Annotated in this window: 15 protein-coding genes and 2 pseudogenes; 8 read left to right on the forward strand and 9 right to left on the reverse strand. The window is 74.0% G+C overall.

All coding sequences use genetic code 11. From position 1 onward, the window contains the following. Positions 1–7 precede the first annotated feature (7 nt). The 7 genes from ACQVFL_RS11435 to ACQVFL_RS11465 all read right to left on the reverse strand — a co-directional run bounded on the left by ACQVFL_RS11435 (position 8) and on the right by ACQVFL_RS11465 (position 5448). Entirely contained in the window at positions 8–487 is a 480-nt protein-coding gene (locus tag ACQVFL_RS11435) for a phage tail protein (protein WP_131054719.1), read from the reverse strand. Position 488: 1 nt separating this feature from the next. Continuing rightward, the gene (locus tag ACQVFL_RS11440) at positions 489–1745 is read right to left on the reverse strand and encodes a phage tail sheath family protein (RefSeq protein WP_431729325.1); all 1257 of its coding nucleotides are present in this window, start codon (positions 1743–1745) and stop codon (positions 489–491) included. Positions 1746–1767: 22 nt separating this feature from the next. Continuing rightward, a complete protein-coding gene (locus ACQVFL_RS11445) occupies positions 1768–2457 on the reverse strand; it encodes a carboxypeptidase-like regulatory domain-containing protein (RefSeq protein ID WP_431729326.1) in 690 nt (229 codons plus the stop codon). Beyond that, a complete protein-coding gene (locus ACQVFL_RS11450) occupies positions 2454–3065 on the reverse strand; it encodes a glycine zipper family protein (RefSeq protein ID WP_396695122.1) in 612 nt (203 codons plus the stop codon). The genes ACQVFL_RS11445 and ACQVFL_RS11450 overlap by 4 nt, the downstream gene beginning before the upstream one ends. Positions 3066–3077: 12 nt before the next feature. Beyond that, positions 3078–3413, reverse strand: coding sequence for a hypothetical protein (locus tag ACQVFL_RS11455; RefSeq protein WP_396695120.1), 336 nt, complete (start codon positions 3411–3413; stop codon positions 3078–3080). 86 nt (positions 3414–3499) lie between these two features. Beyond that, positions 3500–4246, reverse strand: a complete 747-nt coding sequence (locus ACQVFL_RS11460) for an LppM family (lipo)protein (RefSeq protein WP_396695118.1) — start codon at positions 4244–4246, stop codon at positions 3500–3502. Between the two features lie 215 nt (positions 4247–4461). Next, positions 4462–5448, reverse strand: a complete 987-nt coding sequence (locus ACQVFL_RS11465; RefSeq protein ID WP_431729327.1) for a LacI family DNA-binding transcriptional regulator — start codon at positions 5446–5448, stop codon at positions 4462–4464. 180 nt (positions 5449–5628) lie between these two features. Between ACQVFL_RS11465 and ACQVFL_RS11470 the strand changes: the two genes are divergently transcribed. After that, entirely contained in the window at positions 5629–6906 is a 1278-nt protein-coding gene (locus ACQVFL_RS11470) for an MFS transporter (protein ID WP_396695368.1), read from the forward strand. An 85-nt stretch (positions 6907–6991) separates the two neighbouring features. Next, positions 6992–7327, forward strand: coding sequence for a hypothetical protein (locus tag ACQVFL_RS11475; RefSeq protein ID WP_396695114.1), 336 nt, complete (start codon positions 6992–6994; stop codon positions 7325–7327). A gap of 31 nt (positions 7328–7358) precedes the next feature. Here the strand turns inward: ACQVFL_RS11475 and ACQVFL_RS11480 are convergent, their stop codons facing one another. Next, positions 7359–8117 carry a class I SAM-dependent methyltransferase gene (locus tag ACQVFL_RS11480; RefSeq protein ID WP_396695112.1) on the reverse strand — a complete coding sequence of 253 codons (759 nt, stop codon included), beginning with the start codon at positions 8115–8117 and terminating at the stop codon, positions 7359–7361. A 169-nt stretch (positions 8118–8286) separates the two neighbouring features. Between ACQVFL_RS11480 and paaI the strand changes: the two are divergent. Further along, positions 8287–8727 (forward strand): annotated as a pseudogene (gene paaI, locus ACQVFL_RS11485) (hydroxyphenylacetyl-CoA thioesterase PaaI); the annotation flags it as partial. Positions 8728–8893: 166 nt separating this feature from the next. Next, on the forward strand, positions 8894–9460 hold the full coding sequence (locus ACQVFL_RS11490) for a dienelactone hydrolase family protein (protein WP_396695366.1): 567 nt from the start codon (positions 8894–8896) through the stop codon (positions 9458–9460). A gap of 648 nt (positions 9461–10108) precedes the next feature. Here ACQVFL_RS11490 and ACQVFL_RS11495 read toward each other — a convergent pair. Next, positions 10109–11341 (reverse strand): annotated as a pseudogene (locus tag ACQVFL_RS11495) (adenylate/guanylate cyclase domain-containing protein); the annotation flags it as partial. A gap of 137 nt (positions 11342–11478) precedes the next feature. Here ACQVFL_RS11495 and ACQVFL_RS11500 point away from each other — a divergent pair. The 4 genes from ACQVFL_RS11500 (at position 11479) to ACQVFL_RS11515 (ending at position 17968) form a co-directional block, all read left to right on the forward strand. After that, positions 11479–14364: a helix-turn-helix transcriptional regulator gene (locus tag ACQVFL_RS11500; RefSeq protein WP_431729328.1), complete on the forward strand. Its 2886-nt coding sequence runs from the start codon at positions 11479–11481 to the stop codon at positions 14362–14364. Between the two features lie 82 nt (positions 14365–14446). Next, on the forward strand, positions 14447–15217 hold the full coding sequence (locus ACQVFL_RS11505) for a DUF5995 family protein (protein WP_396695108.1): 771 nt from the start codon (positions 14447–14449) through the stop codon (positions 15215–15217). A 257-nt stretch (positions 15218–15474) separates the two neighbouring features. After that, positions 15475–15870, forward strand: coding sequence for a hypothetical protein (locus ACQVFL_RS11510; protein WP_431729329.1), 396 nt, complete (start codon positions 15475–15477; stop codon positions 15868–15870). 4 nt (positions 15871–15874) lie between these two features. Further along, positions 15875–17968, forward strand: coding sequence for an amino acid transporter (locus tag ACQVFL_RS11515; protein ID WP_396695105.1), 2094 nt, complete (start codon positions 15875–15877; stop codon positions 17966–17968). Positions 17969–18001 lie beyond the last annotated feature (33 nt).

Raw genomic sequence — 18001 nt, forward strand, 5'->3', positions numbered from 1 at the left:
GACCCAGCTACGCGGGCGTGGGCGCGGCACCGCCGGTCTCCAGTTCCAGGCTCTCGTAGCGCAACGTCAGCGCCGCGATGGCGATCTCCTGGCCGAGCGTGTTGAGGTGCGCGCCGCGCCATCGGGTGGGCCAGGCGTTGAGCAGGTTCCAGCGCAGCACCTCGGCCGTGCCGACGGAGTCGAGCAGCACCACCGAGACGTTGCGGCGGTCGCTCGTGCCCCGGGCGATGGTGTGCACCCAGTCCCACAGCTCCCGGGACGCGGTCAGGCCGAAGTGCAGCGTCACCGGGCCGTACTCGACCTGACCGGGGATCATCCGGATCCGGTCGTTGCCCTGCTCCCGGTACGGCTGCGCCGGGATGTTCACGTCCAGGCCGCTGACCTCCGTGAAGTGGCCGTTGGTGACCCCGTTGACCAGCAGCTTGAAGTTGTACGCCCGGTACGGGTCGACCGGGGCGCCCGGCTGCGGAGTGGCCGTGGTCGGCATGTCAGCCTCCAATCGTCTCGGTCTCGGTGCCGCCGGCCCACTGGCTCAGCTTGAACACCACGAACTCGGCGGGCTTGACCACCGCGATGCCGATGTGCGCGACCACCATCCCGGCGTCGCGGACGTCGGCCGGGTTGGTCTCCTCGTCGCACTTGACGAAGAACGCCTCCTCGGGCGTACGCCCCAGCAGTGCGCCGTCGCGCCACACCCGGGTCAGGAAGGCGCCGATGTCCCGGCGGATGGAGCGCCACAGCGTGTAGTCGTTGGGCTCGAACACCATCCAGCGGGTGCCGTTGGCGATGGCCTGCTCGATGGCGATGGAGAGCCGCCGGACGTTGAGGTACCGCCACTCGCTGGCCTCGGCGGCGAGCGTACGCGCGCCCCAGACCCGGATGCCCTCGCCGGGGAAGTACCGGATCACGTTGACGCCCTTGGGGTTGAGGACGTCGTGCTCGGAGCGGGTGACCAGGTGACCCAGGTCGACGGCGCCGCGCACCGGCTCGTTGGCGGGTGCCTTGTGCACGCCGCGCAGGGCGTCGGTGCGGGCCCAGATGCCCGCCAGGTGCCCGCTCGGCGGGGTGAGCACCAGCTCGCCGCTGAGCGGGTCACGCACCCGCAGCCAGGGGAAGTACAGCGCGCCGAAGTCCGACTGTCGGGGCCGGTGCGCCGTCGGGCCACCGCTCGACCCGCTCGCCCCGCCGCCCGTACCGACCGAACTGCTGACGGTGGTGTCGCCGCCGTCACCGGGCTTCGCCGCCCGGCCGGAGCCGGCCGTGGCCACCCGGGTCAGCGTCGAGATGTCGTCGATGTCGGGGGCCGGGTCGCAGATGGCGACCATGGTGCGGGTGCGCTCGGCCAGGCCCAGCAGCGCCTCGTGCGCGACCGGGTCGTGGAAGCCGGGCGCGGCCACGATGGAGATCTCGTCGATCGCCTCCAGCAGGTCCAGACCGCCGCGCTGGCGTCCGCTGCCGGTGAGCGCGCCACCCTCGCCGACGTTGACCACCCAGCAGCGGGTGCCGCCGTTGTCGAGGAAACCGAAGACCGCGCGGGCCAGCGGGGTGCTCTCGAACTCGTCGCCGTCGGCGTAGAGGCGCAGGAACTCGGTCCAGTTGTTCACGGCGAGGGCCTCGCCGAGACGGGCGGTGCGGTCCGGTGCCACGCCGACGAAGGCTGCCGTGCTGGTGCCGACCGGTCCGATCGGCCGGGCACCGGCAGGCACCTCCTCGACGTAGATCCCGGGTGAGAAGTAGCTGGGCATCGGTCCTCCCGTACGGGTCGGGTCAGCGGGTCGGTGGCGAGCAGACGATGACGATGTCGGGGTCGGTCGGGTCCACCTCGGCGGTGAGCACCTGACCCCGACCGGTGAGCCGGAGCCGTACCGTCCCGGGCTGCTGCGGGTCGTGCGGCACACCGACGACCCGGAACCGTCCCGCCGGATCGGTCCGCGTCGCGTACGGCTGACCGACGACCTCCACCCGCATCGCGGCGAGCGGCTGGTCGGCGGGACCGACGACGCGGCCGTCGAAGGTGAGCATCTCCAGTTGCCGCAGCCGCAGCGGGCGCAGCACCGGCGGCGCCGGCTCGTGCGGGTGGGTGACCTGCACCGGTACGTCGATCAACAGGGCCGGTCGGGGCGGCACGCCGAGCGCCACCCACAGCGCCGGATCCCCGGCCTCCAGCACCAGCGTGTGTCCGCTCTGTCCGGTGGCCGCGACGAGCACCCGGTCCAGCTTCGCCAGCGCCTCCGGCCCGTCGACCGCGAGCAGGTAGCGGGCGACGAGCCGGTACGGCTCGGGTCCGCCGCTGCCCCGGGTCTGCCGCGCCGGACGCAGCTCCAGCGGCCAGAGGGTCAGCCCGCCCGCCGCCGGGCCGGACCCGGGCGGACCGACCGGGACGGCGTCACCCGCCGCCCCGGCCAGCCAGTCCGCCAGTTCGGCGGTGGCCGTCTCGATCGGACCACCTCCGGTCATCTCGGCGGTGTCCCCTGGATCCGGTACGCGATGGCCTCGTTCCACACGTGCGGGTAGACGCCGATCTCGAAGTACCGCGTGAAGCGGTTGATCGGCGCACCGGTGTGGTCGTGGTAGAGCAGCCACACCGGCGCGACGGTGAACAGCACGTAGTTGGCCACGACCAGCGGGATGTAGAGCGGCCCGAGCAGCCGGGCCTGGAAGATGTGCACGTCCTCGTGGCGCTGGATGCCCGGCCCGGAGCCGGCGCAGACCGTGCCCAGCGTGGTGGCGTAGCGCGGCGAGACGCCCTCCACCACGTTGACCCGGCAACTGTGCTGCGAGGTGGCCCGGTCCAGCGAGTGACCGAAGACCAGGTGCACCGTGAGGTAGAACGCGCCGACCACCGTGTTCAGCAGGCTCCAACTGTGGTCGACGACGAACAGGAGGATCCCTCGGGCGTCGGTCCCGTAGACCCGGGCCGAGGTGATCGTCCAACCGAAGACGATGCCGACGACCAGGCCGACGCCCGCACCGACGAGCAGCCCGACGGGTCCGCCGAGCAGCAGGCCGAGGACCGCGCCCGCCGCGACGTGGACGGCGGCGCTGATGACTCCGAAGATGGCCATGACAGTTCTCCTCTAGGCCCAGGAGCGGATGAAGCGGGGCTCGGTGCCCTGCGCCAGCCGGGTCGGCGTCGCCTGCCGGTTGCCGGGGGGCAGTTGGTTGACGCCGAGGGCGGCGGAGAAGACGACCAGCCCGTTGAAGAACGCGATGATCCACTTCTCGGCGCCCGCCTCGGTGGCGAAGGCCGCGGTGAGGTACGACAGCAGCAGGGCGATGCCCAGCGCGATCCACTTGCGTGCCGTGTCGGCACTCGGGCCGATCAGCCCGCCGATGACGTTCGTGGCCAGCAGCGTCGCGGCGCTCGCGCCGGTGAGACTGCCCAGCGCCGCCCAGGTGAAGAGATCGTTCATCGCCGATCCCCCTTCGGTCTCGCGTGGTGCGGGGTGGGATGGGGTGCCGCCCGCTCGGCGGGCGGCGGTGCCGGATGACCCAGGGGTCAGCCGGAGCCCGGCACACCGCCGGTCGTGGTGTGCGGTGCCGGACCGGGGATGCCCGGGGTGCCGCCCGCACCGCCGGGCGTCGGCGTGCCGCCATCGGCCGGACCCGGGCCGGACCGGCGCAGCAGCAGTACGACGATCACCGCGACCAGCAGCAGGATCACCGCACCGGCACCGACCAGCAACCACGGGAAGCCCCCGCCGGTGTCCTCGTCCTCCGCCGGGGCGGACGGTCGGGGCGGTGCCTCGGCCACCGCCCGCAGTTCGGGCGGCTTCGGCTGGTTGCGGGCGACCCGCCAGGTGACCGTACGGTCGTTGACCTGACCGCCCGTGCTGACGTCCAGGACGCGTCCGGGGAACGTCACCGAGATCTCGAACGACATCAGCGTCATGAAGTGCGCCTGATTCGCTGGATTCTGCTCGGCCACTTTTCCGCCGTACCTCTTCGGGTCGAGTGGAAGAGTGAACACGTACCGGTCGTCACCCTGCCGGACGATGCTCAGACTTTCGCTGTCGAACCGATCGAGCGGCACATTCCGATAGTTGATCTGAGAACCGTAGTGGGTGGCGTCCTCGTACCGGGTCTCGGTGCCTTGAGGCAGCGCCGGGATGTTTTGCCGAAGCTCGGCGAAGCCGGCCTCGACCGTCCTGTTGTTCGCGGTCAGCACACTGCGCTCGGCGGTCAGCAGGAGTTGTCCGCTGACCGTGTCGTCGGCGTTGACGGTCAGTCCGGCGTTGAGTTGCATGCAGCCGGAAAGGATCGCCAGAAGGACGAGACACGCCGCGCCGCGGAGTATCCTGGTGCGCCCGGGCCCCGATTTCATGGGCTCAGTCTGTGCGTTCGCCGCCCGAGCCATCAGTCAGCGATCAGTCAGATGGCAGTCGCCGATCTTACCGCTTTCCCGTCACATTCGGCCGAGGCCGCGTACCTCCGAAATGGATATCCTGAAAGGTTCGGCCGTCAGGCGCTGTCCCGGCGTACCAGCGCCGACGGGAAGCGCGTGCACAGCGGTGCGTGCCGGTGCTCCAGCACCATGGTGGCGGCGGCACTGGCGATCTGGCGTACCGGGTGGCTGGCGGTGGTCAGGGCGGGCGCCGCCACGGCGGCCAGCGGGATGTCGTCGAAGCCGGTCACCGCGACGTCACCGGGCACCTGTACGCCGTCGGCCCGGAGCCGACCGATCACGCCCAGCGCGGTCGCGTCGCTGATCCCGACGATCGCGTCCGTGTCCGGCCAGCGGCTCAACACCTCTCGGGCGGCGGCGCGGCCCCGCTCCACGGAGAAGTCGCCGATCACCTCGCGTGCCGGCAGGCCCGCGTCGCGCATCAGCCCCCGGTACGCGTCCACCGAGCGGTTGGCGCAGGTCAGCCACGGGGGGCCGGTGACCATCGCGATCCGGCGGCGACCACTGGCGTACAGGTGACGGACGATGGCCTCGGTGGCGCCGCCGTTGTCGATGTCCACCGACGGCACGGTGGCCGAACCGATCCCGATCGAGACCGCCCGCCCGCGCAACCGTCGCGGTACCAAATCCAGCAGCGCCGGGGTCGTGTTGACCAGGATCAGCCCGGTCACCCCCCGGTCGTCGGTCAGCCGGACCAGCCGCTCCGGCGCGTGCAGCGGCACCCAGTCGACGGTGACGCCCAGACCGTACGGTGCGCAGACCCGCGCGGTGGCGCCGAGCACCTGGTCGACGTAGCTGTCGTCGAGCACGGCCGGGTCGGTGCCGGCCACCGCCACCAGCAGCCGTACGCCGGTGCCGCGCACCAGCGCCCGCGCGGCCGGGTTGGGTACGTAGCCGAGCTCGTCCACGGCGGTGCGTACCCGCTCCCGGGCGGTCGGTGACGCGAACCCGGTGCCCGCGATGACCCGGGACGCCGTGGAGCGGGAGACTCCGGCGGCCCGGGCGACGTCGTCCAGGGTTGCCGGCCGGCGTGCCGTGGTCATGGTGTTCTCCCCGTTGCCCTCGGCCCGCCTGGTACGCGGGCTCCCACCCGCATCATGCCTCGCCGGAAGTCCAGGGGTAAGGACCGGAGGTGGATTGTGGTGGTAGCGCTCCCAGGTGTGTGATCGTTGCCTGCGCCCCCACCGCCGTCGGAAGGACCGGGAAGTTCCATGGATCCCGCCATCAGCACCCCCGCGACACCGCCGGTCTCCTCCGGTCCGCCCCGGGCGGTGCTGGCCGCCCGCAACGGCGTGGCGGTGGTGTTCGCGCTCAACGGACTGGCCGTCGCGACCTGGTTCTCCCGGGTGCCGGCGGTCCGTGACGGACTGGAACTCAGCCCCGGTCGGCTCGGCCTGCTCCTGCTCGCCATGTCCATCGGCGCGATCGTCGCGATGCCGACCGCCGGTCTGCTCACCCAGCGTCTCGGCGCGGCCCGTGCGGTGGTGTTCTCCACCACCGTGGTCGCCCTCGGCCTCAGCGTGGCCGGGGTGTCGGCGGTGGTCGGCTCGTTGCCCGGGGTGGCGGTGGGGCTCTTCGCGCTCGGTTACGGCTCCGGCAGTTGCGACGTGGCGATGAACATCGAGGGCGCGATCGTCGAACGCCGACTGGGCTGGACGGTGATGCCCCGGTTCCACGCGGCGTGGAGCCTCGGTTCGGTGGCCGGTGCCGGTCTGGGCGCCGGGGCCGCCCGGCTCGGCCTGCCGATCGCCGTCCACCTCGGGGCGCTGGCGGCGGTGGTGCTCGGCGGCACGCTGCTGGGCGCCCGCGCGTTCCTGCCCGCCGCTCCCGGTGCGGAGGGCGAGGGCTCCGGTGGCGGCCGGAAGTCCCTGCTCGCCGCCTGGCGGGAACCGCGCACCCTGCTCATCGGTCTGGTGGTGTTGGCGGCGGCGTTCGCCGAGGGCAGCGCCAACGACTGGATCGCGGTCGCCTTCATCGACGGGTACGGCTTCAGTGAGGCGGCCGGCGCGGCGGTCTTCGCGGTCTTCGTCACCGGCATGACCGTGGGCCGCACGCTCGGCACGGTGGCCCTGGACCGGTGGGGGCGGGTGCCGGTGCTGACCGTGACCATCCTGCTCGCCATCGTCGGCGCCGGTGTGGCGATCCTGGCCGGCTCCGGTCCGGTCGCGGTGGTCGGCGTGGTGCTGTGGGGGATCGGCGCCTCGCTCGGCTTCCCGGTCGGCATGAGCGCCGCCGCCGACGAGGAGGAGCACGCCCATGTCCGGGTCAGCGTGGTCGCGGTGATCGGTTACACCGCGTTCCTGGCCGGCCCGCCGTTGCTGGGGCTGCTCGGCGACCGGATCGGCACGCTGCACGCGTTGCTGGTGGTGCCGTTGCTGCTGCTGCCGACTCTGCTGCTGGTACGGGTCACCCGCCCGCCCGTCTCCGGCACCACGGGGGAGCCGGAGCGGTCGGGCGCCCCGGAGCCGGAGCGGGCCGGTTCTTCCCGGCCGGAGGCGTAGCGGCCAGGGCCCGTACACCGGCCGTCCAGGAAACTGCCAGGTCCGGGTGCTGCACTGGGAGGTACGCCGAGGAGAGGAGCCGGGCATGGGCTGGTTCAGCCGGCGGCCCCAGGCCGCACAGGGCACCCCGACGAAGTTGGACCGCGAGGCGACCCCGGAGGACCTCGCCTCGCTGGAGCAGTTCGCGACCAGCCGGCAGGGGGTGGAGTTCTACCTCGAACCGGAGACCACCGCCACCGACACCACGGTGGTCGCCATCGCCCACGACGGCGAGTGGATCCGACGGCGTACCGGGACGCCCCGGGCCGCCGGGAGGATGGCCCGTAAGCACGCGATCCCGCTGTACGAGGCGACCAAGGTCGGCTATCCGGAACGGATGCGGGCCTGGAACCGGGCGCACCCGGAACGTCGGGCCCGCTGAGCGGTCCGTCCGGTGGCCGCCGCGCGGGTGGTCACCGGACGGCGACGACCGCCGCGTCCGCGCCGCCGCGCCAGAGCGTGCCGACCTCGGTGAAGCCGGCTGCGGAGAGCGCGCCGAGGTGCCAGGAGACCGGCGGGTTCCACTCCGGGCTGTGTCCCGTCGGATAGATCGCGTGCCGACGCTCGACGAGCGGCCGCAGGTCCGGGTCCTGCGCGGCGTGCTCCCACCACTGCGCCCAGGAGGGCACCGCGCCCGCCGCGTACCGTGCCGTCCGGCGCGCCTCGGCCCGGGCGAGCAGGCGCTTGGTCAGCTCGGGCAGGGTGTCGTCGGGCATGTGGTCGGCGTTGACCAGCAGGCCGCCGGGGCGCAGCAGCTCGCGGACCTCGGCGTAGAGCGTGGTCAGCCGGTCGGCGGGCAGCCAGTGCAGCGCGGTGGCGGTGAGCACCGCGTCGTAGCCCCGGTGCGGCAGGGCGTCCACCCAGCCCGGCCCGCTGAGGTCGGCGGTGACGATGGTGGCCCGGTCGCCGAGCGAGGCGGTGGCGAGGGCGAGCAGGGCCGGATCGAGGTCGACCAGGGTCACCTCGGCGTCGGGGAAGCGGCGCAGCGCGCGCAGCGAGATGGTGCCGGTGCCGCCGGCCAGGTCCAGCAGGCGCGGCGCGGTGGTGTCGCGGACCGCCTCGACCGCGTCGAGCATGGTGGTGAAGCGGTGTTCCCGGTCCGGCAGGTACGCCTCCTGCTGCCGGTCCCAGCTTTCCTGCCATGCGGCGGCATCGGTGATGTAAGGACTCATGGCGAGCAGGCTAGTTACATTGGCGGGTCGGTGTCCAGCCTTGTTGCCAAGAATGTGCAACTGCGAGACAATGGCGGAGCGATGATCAGTGCCGGGCCGGATCGGGGACACCGATCCGGCCCGGTCGTCGTCGTGCAACCGGCACGCGGCCGACCCGGTGGGCGGTGGCATGATTGCGGTTCCCCGGGGCGCAGAGCCCCGCCGACCAGTCGGGAGCCAGGTGGATCCGCGTACCGCCGCGCACGAGATGTTCGAGGCCGATGTCGCCTCGAACCGGCTGGGCATCGAGCTGGTCAGCGCCGCCCACGGCGGCGCGGTGGCCCGGATGCGGATCACCGACAGCATGGTCAACGGCCACCGCATCGCCCACGGCGGCTTCGTGTTCCTGCTCGCCGACACCGCCTTCGCGCTGGCCTGCAACAGCCACGGCCCGGCCACCGTCGCGGCCGGCGGCGAGATCACCTTCCTCCGTCCGGCCCGCGAGGGGGACCTGCTGGTCGCCCGGGCCACGGAACGGACCCGGTACGGCCGCAGCGGGATCTACGACGTCACGGTGAGCCGCGCGGACGGGCAGGTAATCGCCGAGTTCCGGGGGCACAGCCGGGTCCTCCGGCCGGACGCCGGTGCCCGGGATGGCGTAACGGCTCCGGCGCGGCCGGACGACGGACCGGGTTCGGCGGCACCGGCCGGCGGACCGGACGGCGTCGGCCGAGACTGACCGGGGTGCCCGTGCGTGCCGGGCCGGAGGTGTCGGTGCCGTCCGGCACGATGAGCGAATGGGACATGTCGCACTCTTCCACTCCGTGTACGGGCTGCGGCCCGCGGTGCGGGACGCCGCCGATCGGCTGCGCGCCGCCGGACACCAGGTGCACGCGCCCGACCTGTACGGGGTGCCCGCCGTGGGCACCGTCGACGAGGGCTTCGCCCTGCTCGACCGGATCGGGCAGCAGACCGTGCTGGACCGCGCCCGGGCCGCACTGGACGGGCTCCCGCCCGACACCGTGCTCGCCGGGTTCTCGATGGGCGCCGGGGTGGCCGGTGCGATGCTTGCCGACCGCCCCGACAGCGGCGGCCTGCTGCTCTGGCACGGCACCGGCGGTGCGCCCGCCGACGTCCGGCCCGGGCTGCCCGTCGAGCTGCACCTGGCCGAGCCGGATCCCTACGACCCGCCCGACGAGGTCGACCAGTGGCGGCGGGAGATGACCGCCGCCGGAGCCCGGGTCACCGTGTACGGCTACCCGGGGGCGGGCCACCTGTTCACCGATCCGGCCACGGCCGACCACGACCCGGCCGCCGCCGCGCTCGCCTGGGAGCGCGCCCTGTCCTTCCTGGCCGATCGCTGACGCCGGCCGCACCGGTTCCGCCGCCGGTCGCGGCCGGGCCGCTCCGGAACCCACCGGCCCCACCGGCGTCGACGCCCCCGAGACCGCAGCCGGTGCCGGTGGCGCGTCGGGGGGCAGCACACCGGCCCGGCTGGTGAAGGTGGCCCGGGTCGCCCGGGGGAGCCGGGCGACGGCGACCTCACGCAGCGCCGGGTCGACGAACGCGTGCCCGCCGGTGGGCAGTCGGACGAGCAGGCCCGCCCCGGTCAGCGTGCGCAGGGCCGTCTCCACCTGGGCGGCGGCCCAGCCGAGTGCGCGGGCCAGGTCCGCCACCGGGCAGCCGGCCGGCAGGGCGGCGACCGCCATCAGGGCGGCCCGCCGGGTGCCGTCGAGCCGGTCCAGTCGCGCTCCGGCGGCCCGCCGGATGCTCTCCGGCACCGGCAGCCGCGCCGGGTCCGCCCCGGCGAGCGACCGCACGTACGCCACCGCCCGTCCGGGGTTGCCGCCCACCAGCGGGATCAGCCGTCCCACCAGTGTGGCGGGCTGACCGGCCCGGCGCAGCAGCCGCCGCAGCAGTCGGCCGGTGGTCACCGTGTCGAGCGGGCGCAGCCGGACCCGGGCCGTGGGTCGGGTGGAGGCGACGCCCGCCCCGGTGCCGACCAGCACCAGCGGCAGGCCGTCCGCGGTGGCCAGGTCGACCAGGGCGTCCAGGTGACGGCGCAGCGCCGGGGCGGCCCGGTCCAGGTCGTCCACGGCCACCACCACCGGCTGTCGGCGGGCCAGCCCGAGCAGGACGTCCCGCCAGTGCATCGCCGCCCGGGCTCCGGCGGCCCCACCGGCGCCGGTGACCAGGTCGTCCACTGTGTCCAGTGCCGCCGTCAGGTGCGCGCCCGGCACCGACCCGCCCAGGGCGGCGGCCAGCCGGTCGCGGAGCCCGCCGGTGGTGGCGGGAGCACGGTTGCCGGCCAGCGTCCGCACCAGCTCCACGACGGGAGCCAGCGGCCCGTCCGGGTAGGGCGGGCAGGCGGTGAGGCACCACCGCACCGGCATCCCGTCCAGCGTCGGCGTGCTGCGGGCCAGCTCGCGCAGCAGCCGGCTCCGGCCGCTGCCCGACGGACCGGTCAGCCACAGCCGACGTACGCCGCGTCCGCGTACCGCCTCGGCGAGCTGTTCCCGCACGGCGGCCAGCTCCCGGTGCCGGCCGACCAGCGGGGGGTCGTGGCGCGGCGGCCGGGGCGCCACGGTGCCCACGGCGTGCCAGACGCCGACCGGCAGGGCCTTGCCGCTGACCGTGACCGCCGGCACCGGGCGCAGCGCGATCAGCCCGGCGACGGCCCGGTGGGTGGCCTCGCAGACCGCCACCCCGCCGTGCGGGGCGTGTCCCTGGAGGCGGGCGGCGAGGGTGAGCACCGCGCCGCTGGCCATACCGTGCCCGCCGTCACGCCCGGCGGCCAGATCCACCACCGCCTCGCCGGTCGCCACCCCGACGCGGACCCGCAGCCCGGGTGCGGCGGCCAGCGGCCGACGGTCCAGGTCCCGCTGGACCTCCAGCCCGGCCCGCACCGCCCGGTACGCCTCGAGGCCGTCCCCGGCCCGGGCGCCGAACAGCGCCATCACCGCGTCACCGACGTACTTCTCCACCACACCGTCCCAGCGCCGCAGCACCCGGGCTACGGTGCGGAAGTAGACGCGTTGCAGGGTGCGGACGTCCTCCGGGTCCAGTCGGTCGACCAGACGTGTCGACCCGACGATGTCGACGAAGAGGACGGTCACCGTCCGGCGTTCCTCGGCTACCGGCCAGCGCCGCTGCTGGCTCGGCTGACCTGCGACGATCGACATGGGCATCGAGATCGCACCTGCCTCTCCCCCCGTACGTGCCAACGATGTCCCGGAGACTGTCATCCCCGGTCCGACGGCGGATCGGCAGAACGACGTATGTCGGCCGAGCGCAACCTTCGGTCGCAATGTCGACGCGAGTGGGGGAGGGGCGGCGCGGCGGCGGTAGAACGGGGGCGGCGGCTGTGACTAGGCTGCGAGCCATGGCCAGCGACGTGGACACCACACCGCTCGTCGGTCGGGCCGACCTGGTGGCGACGGTACGCGCCGCGTTGCTCGACGACGTGACGCCGGGAAACACGGCCGGGGTCTTCCTCACCGGCGAGAGCGGCGTGGGCAAGACCCGGCTGCTGCACGAGGTGGGCGGGCAGTTGAGCGCGGGTGGGGCGCTGGTGCTCACCGGGTCCTGTCTGGACATCGGCGACGCCTCGCCGCTGCATCCGTTGCGGCAGGCGCTGCGGCGTCTCGACGCCGACCTCCCGCCGGCTGCCACCGCGTCGGTGCGCGCGTTGCTCGGGGTGTTCGCCGAGGGCGCGACCGGGCCGGACGGTGCCGGGGCGCTGCTGGAGCGGGTCTCCCGGGGACTCGGCGTGATCGCCGGTGGTCGTCCGCTGGTGCTGGTGCTCGACGATCTCCAGTGGGTCGACCGGACCACCCGCCAGTTGCTGCTCTATCTGCTCGCCGGTCTGGGCGACCTGCAACTGTCGGTGCTGGCGGCGGTCCGGTCGGAGTCGTTGCAGGGGGCGCATCCGCTGCGGCGGGTGCTCACCGAGCTGCGTCGGCTCCGGTCGGTGCGGGTGCTGGACCTGGCGCCGCTGGACCGCGCCGCCACCGAGGAACTCGCCGCGGCGATCGTCCGGGCCCCGCTCGCGCCCGAGGCGGCCGACCGGCTGTGGCAACGCAGCGGCGGCAACCCGTTCGTGGTGGAGGAGCTGTCCCGGGATCTGCGCGACGGCCGTGACGACCTGTCCGACACGCTGCGGGAGGTGTTCCTGGCCCGGGTGGACGCGTTGCCGCAACCGGCGCACCAGGCCGTGCACGCGGTCGCCGCCGGAGTGGAGCCGGTCGAGCACCGGCTGCTCACCGAGGTGGTCGGGCTGCCGGAGCAGGACCTGCTCGTCGCGGTCAAGGCCGCCGTCGCGCACCGGCTGCTGGTCGGCTCCGAGGACGGCTACCGGCTGCGGCACCGGCTCGTCGCCGAGGTGCTGGAGGACGAGCTGCTGCCCGCCGAGCGCGCCCTGCTGCACCGGCGCTACGCCGAGGCGCTGACCGCCGCGCCGGGCGAGCTGCACCAGGCGCGGCTGGCGCACCACTGGCGGTTGGCCGGCGAACCGGAGCGGGCGTTGCCGGCCGCGGTGGCCGCCGCCGAGGAGGCCGAGCGGCTGTACGGCTACGCCGAGGCGCACCGGCACTGGTCGGTCGCGGTGGAACTGAGTCAGGGGCGGGCCGGGTTCGACCGGGCGACGCTGCTGGGTCAGGCCGCCGAGGCCGCGCACAAGAGCGGCGAGTACGCCCGGGCGCTGGCGCTGCTGGAGGAGTTGGCCGACACCGACACCGACCTGCCCGCCTGCGAGCTGCACATCCGGCGGGCGCGGTATCTGGCCGCCGCCGGACGGTCGGCGCTGGCCGAGGTGGAGTACCAGCAGGCGCTGGACACCGCCGACTGCACACCCCGCCAGCGGGCCGCCGCCGCCGCGCACCTGGCGGACCTGCTGGTGTACCTCGGCCGGTACGCCGACGCGGGCCAGCGGGCGCGGGAGGCGCTGGCCCTGGCGGAGCAGGTCGAGGGCGCCACCACGGAGGTGGTGCTGGCCAGCGCGGCGCTGGGGTTCTCCGAGGCGTACCTGGAGGATCCGGACGCCGGTCTGGCGGTGCTGCGGCGGGCGTTGGACACCGCCGAGCGGGCCGGTCGTCCGGAGGACGTGGCGCGCGCCTACCTGCACCTGGCCGAGCTGCTCACCGGGCCGCTGAACATCCTCGAGGAGGGGGTGGTGGTGGCCCGCCGGGGTGCCGAGCGGGTGGCCGAGCTGGGACTGGGGCGTGCCTACGAAACCCGGTTGTTGGCCATCGCCACCAACGGGCTGTTCCGGGTGGGGCAGTGGGCCGAGGCGGAGAAGGTCATCGCGGCGGCGCTGCGGCACCGCCCGTCCGGCGCGGACGCGGTGGAGCTGCTGCTGGCCCGGTGCAAGCTGTCGGTCGGGTACGGCGACGTCGAGGCCGCCGACCGGGACCTGGACGCGGCGGCCACCATGTTGGCCGGCGGCGGTGCCCGGCACGTCATCCCACTGCTCACCCTGCGCGCCGGTCTGGCGATGTGGCAGGGGCGGCACGACGTGGCCCGGCACGCGGTGCAGCGGGGCCTGACCGAGACCCGCTCCGACGACCTGGTGATCCTCGCCGTGCTGGTCTGGCACGGGCTGCGCGCCGAGGCCGAGGCGCACGCCAGCCGCACCGTCGCCGTCGACCAGAACGCGGTACGTCGGCTACGGGAGATCGCCGACCGGGTGGCCGGGCGCAGTGTTCCGGCGGCCCGGCCGGTGCGCGACGTGGTCGACGGCTACCTGGCACTCTGCGCGGCCGAGGTGAGCCGGCTCGACGACAGCGACCCGGAACTGTGGGCGCGGGCGGCGGCCGAGTGGGACCGCCGCAACCACCCGTACCCGGCGGCCTACGCGCGGCTGCGCCAGGCCGAGGCGCTGCTGGCCCGCCGCCGCCGTACGGCGACCGCCGGCCGACTGCTCCGGCAGGCGTACCAGGCGGCGCAGGGCCTCGGTGCGGTGCCGTTCACCGAGGAGATCCGTACCCTCGCCGGTCGGGCCCGGGTGGAGCTGGAGGAACGCGCCTCCGGTCAGGTCGAGCCGCCGCCCGGCGCCGGAGACGAGCTGGCCGCGTTGACCGCGCGGGAGCGCGAGGTGCTCGCCGCGGTGGCCGAGGGGCTGACCAACAAGGAGATCGGCCAGCGGCTGTTCATCAGCGAGCGGACCATCGGCGTGCACGTCTCGCACATCTTCGACAAGCTCCACGTACGTACCCGGGTGCAGGCGAGCGCCATCTTCCTGCGTAGCCGGGTGTCGGTGTCGGATACGTAGTTCTACTGATGTCGGCGGTGCCCCCGCCTGAAAGGCTGTGCCCGGCGTCGGAACGCGGCGCCGGGAGCAGCGAGGGGGCAGCGTGAGTGAACCGGTCTGGGGGCCAGTGCACCGGGACATCGTGGACCTGCTCGCCGATCACCCGGCCGACGTGCCCGCCGTCGTCGACCACCTGACCAAGCTCCAGGACATGCTGGTCCGGCTGCCACCGCTGCTGGAGAGCTGCCCGCTCGCCGACTTCAACAAGCTCTACCTCACGATCACCACGAGCGTGTTGGACGGCCTCTACGCCGACCGGTTCATCGACCCGGTCTTCCTGTCCCGGCTGGACGTCGAGTTCGCCGCCCGCTACTTCGACGCCCTGCGGATGTGGAGTGACGCCAGCCCCGGTACGCCGAAGGCGTGGGCCTGCCTGTTCGAGCGGATGCGCGGACCGGACGCCCGGCCGTTGCCGTCGGCGGCGGCCGGCGTCAACGCGCACATCAACTTCGACCTGCCGTTCGCGCTGGTCACCACGTTCGACTACCTGGAGTCGGAGCCGGTCGAGGGCAGCGACCAGCACCGCGACTACCTGGAGATCAACAAGATCTTCGCCGACAAGATCCCCGGCCTGCGCCGGGGCTACCTGGAGCAGTGGCAACTGCTCATCGACATGGTCAACGGCGACATCGACGACTGGTACCAGGGTGAGCTGATCGAGTACACCCGGGATGTCGCCTGGCGCAACGCACAACGGATCTGGCGATGCCGGCACGACCCGCATCGACACGAGCGCGAGCGCGCGCGGCTGGACCAGACGGCCGCCGCGCTCGGTCGGTTGCTGCTGTCGCCCCTCGGGGCATTCCTGCAGTAGCCGGGACGGGGGGTCCCCGCGCCTCGCCGCACGGCGGGGCACGGGGGCATCCGACCCGCCCGGGCGACGTCGCCCGGCATGTGAGCACGGGGGAAACAGGAGGCCGGCCGGCCCGGGGGGTGTCGGCCGGCCTTCGCGGGGTACGCGGCGCCCATGACCGCTGCCTTCCGGCGTCCCGCCGCACGGCCCCGCCCACGCCCCGCCGCCCCGCCTCGTCCGAGTCGACCGGGGGACCGGGTCGGCCGACGGGTCCGGGGATGACCACGCACCGCTTCCCGTTCCGGTTCGACCCGGTGCTGCGCCCCTTCCTGGCCCTGCTCGGGGTACGGCCCTCCACCGCCTGGGTAGGGGTCGACGGCGACACGTTGACGGTGCGGTTCGGGCCCTGGCGGCTGCGCACCGAGCGGGCGAACGTCGTGGCCACCGCGCGCACCGGCCCGTACCGCTGGTGGCGGGTGGTCGGTCCGCGCCTGTCCGCCGCCGACCTCGGCGTCACCTTCGGCAGTTCCACCGCCGCCGGGCTCTGCGTCCGCTTCGCGCGACCGGTGCCGGCGCTGCTGCCGGGTGGCCGTCCGCGCCATCCCGGGCTGACGGTGACCGTCGACGACCCCGCCGCCCTGGCCCGCGCGCTGGCCGTACCGCCCGGCGGCTGACCGGATGGGGGACGGGACCAGAGCGCGACGGGGCCGGGACCGGCGTCGTCCGGCGTCCGGGACACCGGAGCCGTCGCTTCGCGCCGCGCGGGACCCCACCCGTCCCGGCGAACGGGCCGGGCGACGGGTCACCGTGCCCGACCGGGTCGCGGTACCGGCCGGACCGGCCCGACCGGAGAGCCGGCTGCGCCGGTGGCTGTTCGTGCACCAGGTGCAGCCGGTCGGCCCGGAGACGGCCGAGGGGCAGACCCGCTCGCACGCCTGGTGGCGGGTGATGTGCCTGACCGGCGTCGATTACTTCTCCACCCTGTCGTACCTGCCGGGCATCGCCGCGCTGGCCGCCGGGGCGCTCTCCCCGCTGGCGACGCTGCTGATCGTGGCGCTGACCCTGTTCGGCATGCTGCCGATGTACCGCCGGGTGGCCGGGGACAGCCCGCACGGCCAGGGGTCGGTGGCGATGCTGGAACGGCTGTTGCCGTTCTGGCGGGGCAAGATCTTCGTACTGGTGCTGCTCGGTTTCGTCGCCACCTCCTGGATCGTCACGATCACGCTCTCCTCGGCCGACGCCACGGTGCACATGCTGCAGAACCCGTACCTGCCGGAGGCGTTCGGGGGGACCGCGGTGGCGGTCACCGTCACCGTGGTGCTGCTGCTGATCCTCGGTGGGGTGTTCCTGCTCGGCTTCCGGGAGGCCGTCGCCGTGGCCGTGCCGCTGGTCGTGGTCTTCCTGGCGCTGAACGCGGTGATCGTCGTGGTGGCGCTGACCGACCTCGCCGCGGATCCCGCCCCGCTGGCGGACTGGACGGCGGCGCTGACCACGGACGGCGGCGGCCCGGGCGGCGTGGCGCTGACCGCGGCGCTGGCCTTCCCGCTGCTGGTGCTGGGGCTCTCCGGCTTCGAGACCGGGGTGAGCATGATGCCGCTGGTCGCCGGGGAGGGGCGGGACGCCGAGACCCGGCTGGCCGCGCGCATCCGCAACACCCGGCGACTGCTCACCGCCGCCGCGCTGATCATGTCGGTCTACCTGCTCTCCACCACCTTCGTGACCACGCTGCTCATCCCGCCCGAGCAGTTCGCGCCGGGCGGCGCGGCCAACGGGCGGGCCCTGGCCTACCTGGCCCACGAGCACGTCGGCGAGGCGTTCGGCACCGTCTACGACCTGAGCAGCGTGCTCATCCTCTGGTTCGCCGGCGCCTCGGCGATGGCCGGTCTGATCAACATCGTGCCGCGCTATCTGCCCTCCTACGGCATGGCGCCGGAGTGGGCGCGTGCGGTACGACCCGTGGTGATCGTCTACACGCTGGTCTGCATCGTGCTGACCGTCCTGTTCCGCGCCGACGTCGACGCGCAGGCCGGTGCGTACGCGACCGGGATCCTGGCGATGATGGTCTCCGCGTCGGTGGCGGTGGCCATCGCCGCAGCCGCCCGGCGCCAGCGCGTCGCCTCCGTCGGCTTCACCGTGCTCACCCTGGTGCTCGTGTACGCCCTCGTGGAGAACGTGATCGAGAAGCCGGACGGGATCGCGATCTCCGGTCTGTTCGTCCTCGGCATCATCGCCGTCTCGCTGGTCTCCCGGGTCAGCCGGACCACCGAGCTGCGGGCCGAGCGGGTCGAGTTCGACGAGGTGGCGCGGCGGTTCGTCGCCGACTCGGTGGCGCACGACGGCCGGTTGCACGTGATCGCCCACAAGCGGCGCAGCGGCGCGGTCAAGGAGTACACCATCAAGGAGCGCGCCCAGCGTGGGCTGAACCCGGTGCCGGGCGCGACCGACGTGCTGTTCCTGGAGATCGACGTGGAGGACCCGTCCGGGTTCCGGCACGTGTTGCGGGTGTGCGGCGTCGAGGTCGGCGGGTACCGGGTGCTGCGGGCCAGCAGTCCGGCCGCGCCCAACGCCATCGCCGCGATCCTGCTGGCGCTGCGCGACGCCACCGGGGTACGTCCGCACGCGCACTTCGAGTGGTCCGAGGGCAACCCGATCGCGCACCTGCTGCGGTACCTGATCCTGGGGCGGGGCGACACGCCGCCGGTGGTCCGGGAGATCCTGCGTAAGTCCGAGCCGGACCCGGCCCGGCGGCCGGGCATCCACGTCGGCGGATGAGTCGGGTCCCCTCTGATGCAATGTGAACGCGAG

Source organism: Verrucosispora sp. TAA-831 (genome assembly GCF_050780145.1).
In the GTDB taxonomy this organism is placed as follows: domain Bacteria; phylum Actinomycetota; class Actinomycetes; order Mycobacteriales; family Micromonosporaceae; genus Micromonospora.

Bases quoted from the DNA above. Each gene is read 5' to 3' on its own strand.
- ACQVFL_RS11435 (WP_131054719.1), bottom strand. From the start codon at position 487: ATGCCGACCACGGCCACTCCGCAGCCGGGCGCCCCGGTCGACCCGTAC.
- ACQVFL_RS11440 (WP_431729325.1), bottom strand. From the start codon at position 1,745: ATGCCCAGCTACTTCTCACCCGGGATCTACGTCGAGGAGGTGCCTGCC.
- ACQVFL_RS11445 (WP_431729326.1), bottom strand. From the start codon at position 2,457: ATGACCGGAGGTGGTCCGATCGAGACGGCCACCGCCGAACTGGCGGAC.
- ACQVFL_RS11450 (WP_396695122.1), bottom strand. From the start codon at position 3,065: ATGGCCATCTTCGGAGTCATCAGCGCCGCCGTCCACGTCGCGGCGGGC.
- ACQVFL_RS11455 (WP_396695120.1), bottom strand. From the start codon at position 3,413: ATGAACGATCTCTTCACCTGGGCGGCGCTGGGCAGTCTCACCGGCGCG.
- ACQVFL_RS11460 (WP_396695118.1), bottom strand. From the start codon at position 4,246: ATGCAACTCAACGCCGGACTGACCGTCAACGCCGACGACACGGTCAGC.
- ACQVFL_RS11465 (WP_431729327.1), bottom strand. From the start codon at position 5,448: ATGACCACGGCACGCCGGCCGGCAACCCTGGACGACGTCGCCCGGGCC.
- ACQVFL_RS11475 (WP_396695114.1), top strand. From the start codon at position 6,992: ATGGGCTGGTTCAGCCGGCGGCCCCAGGCCGCACAGGGCACCCCGACG.
- ACQVFL_RS11480 (WP_396695112.1), bottom strand. From the start codon at position 8,117: ATGAGTCCTTACATCACCGATGCCGCCGCATGGCAGGAAAGCTGGGAC.
- ACQVFL_RS11490 (WP_396695366.1), top strand. From the start codon at position 8,894: ATGGGACATGTCGCACTCTTCCACTCCGTGTACGGGCTGCGGCCCGCG.
- ACQVFL_RS11500 (WP_431729328.1), top strand. From the start codon at position 11,479: ATGGCCAGCGACGTGGACACCACACCGCTCGTCGGTCGGGCCGACCTG.
- ACQVFL_RS11510 (WP_431729329.1), top strand. From the start codon at position 15,475: ATGACCACGCACCGCTTCCCGTTCCGGTTCGACCCGGTGCTGCGCCCC.
- ACQVFL_RS11515 (WP_396695105.1), top strand. From the start codon at position 15,875: ATGGGGGACGGGACCAGAGCGCGACGGGGCCGGGACCGGCGTCGTCCG.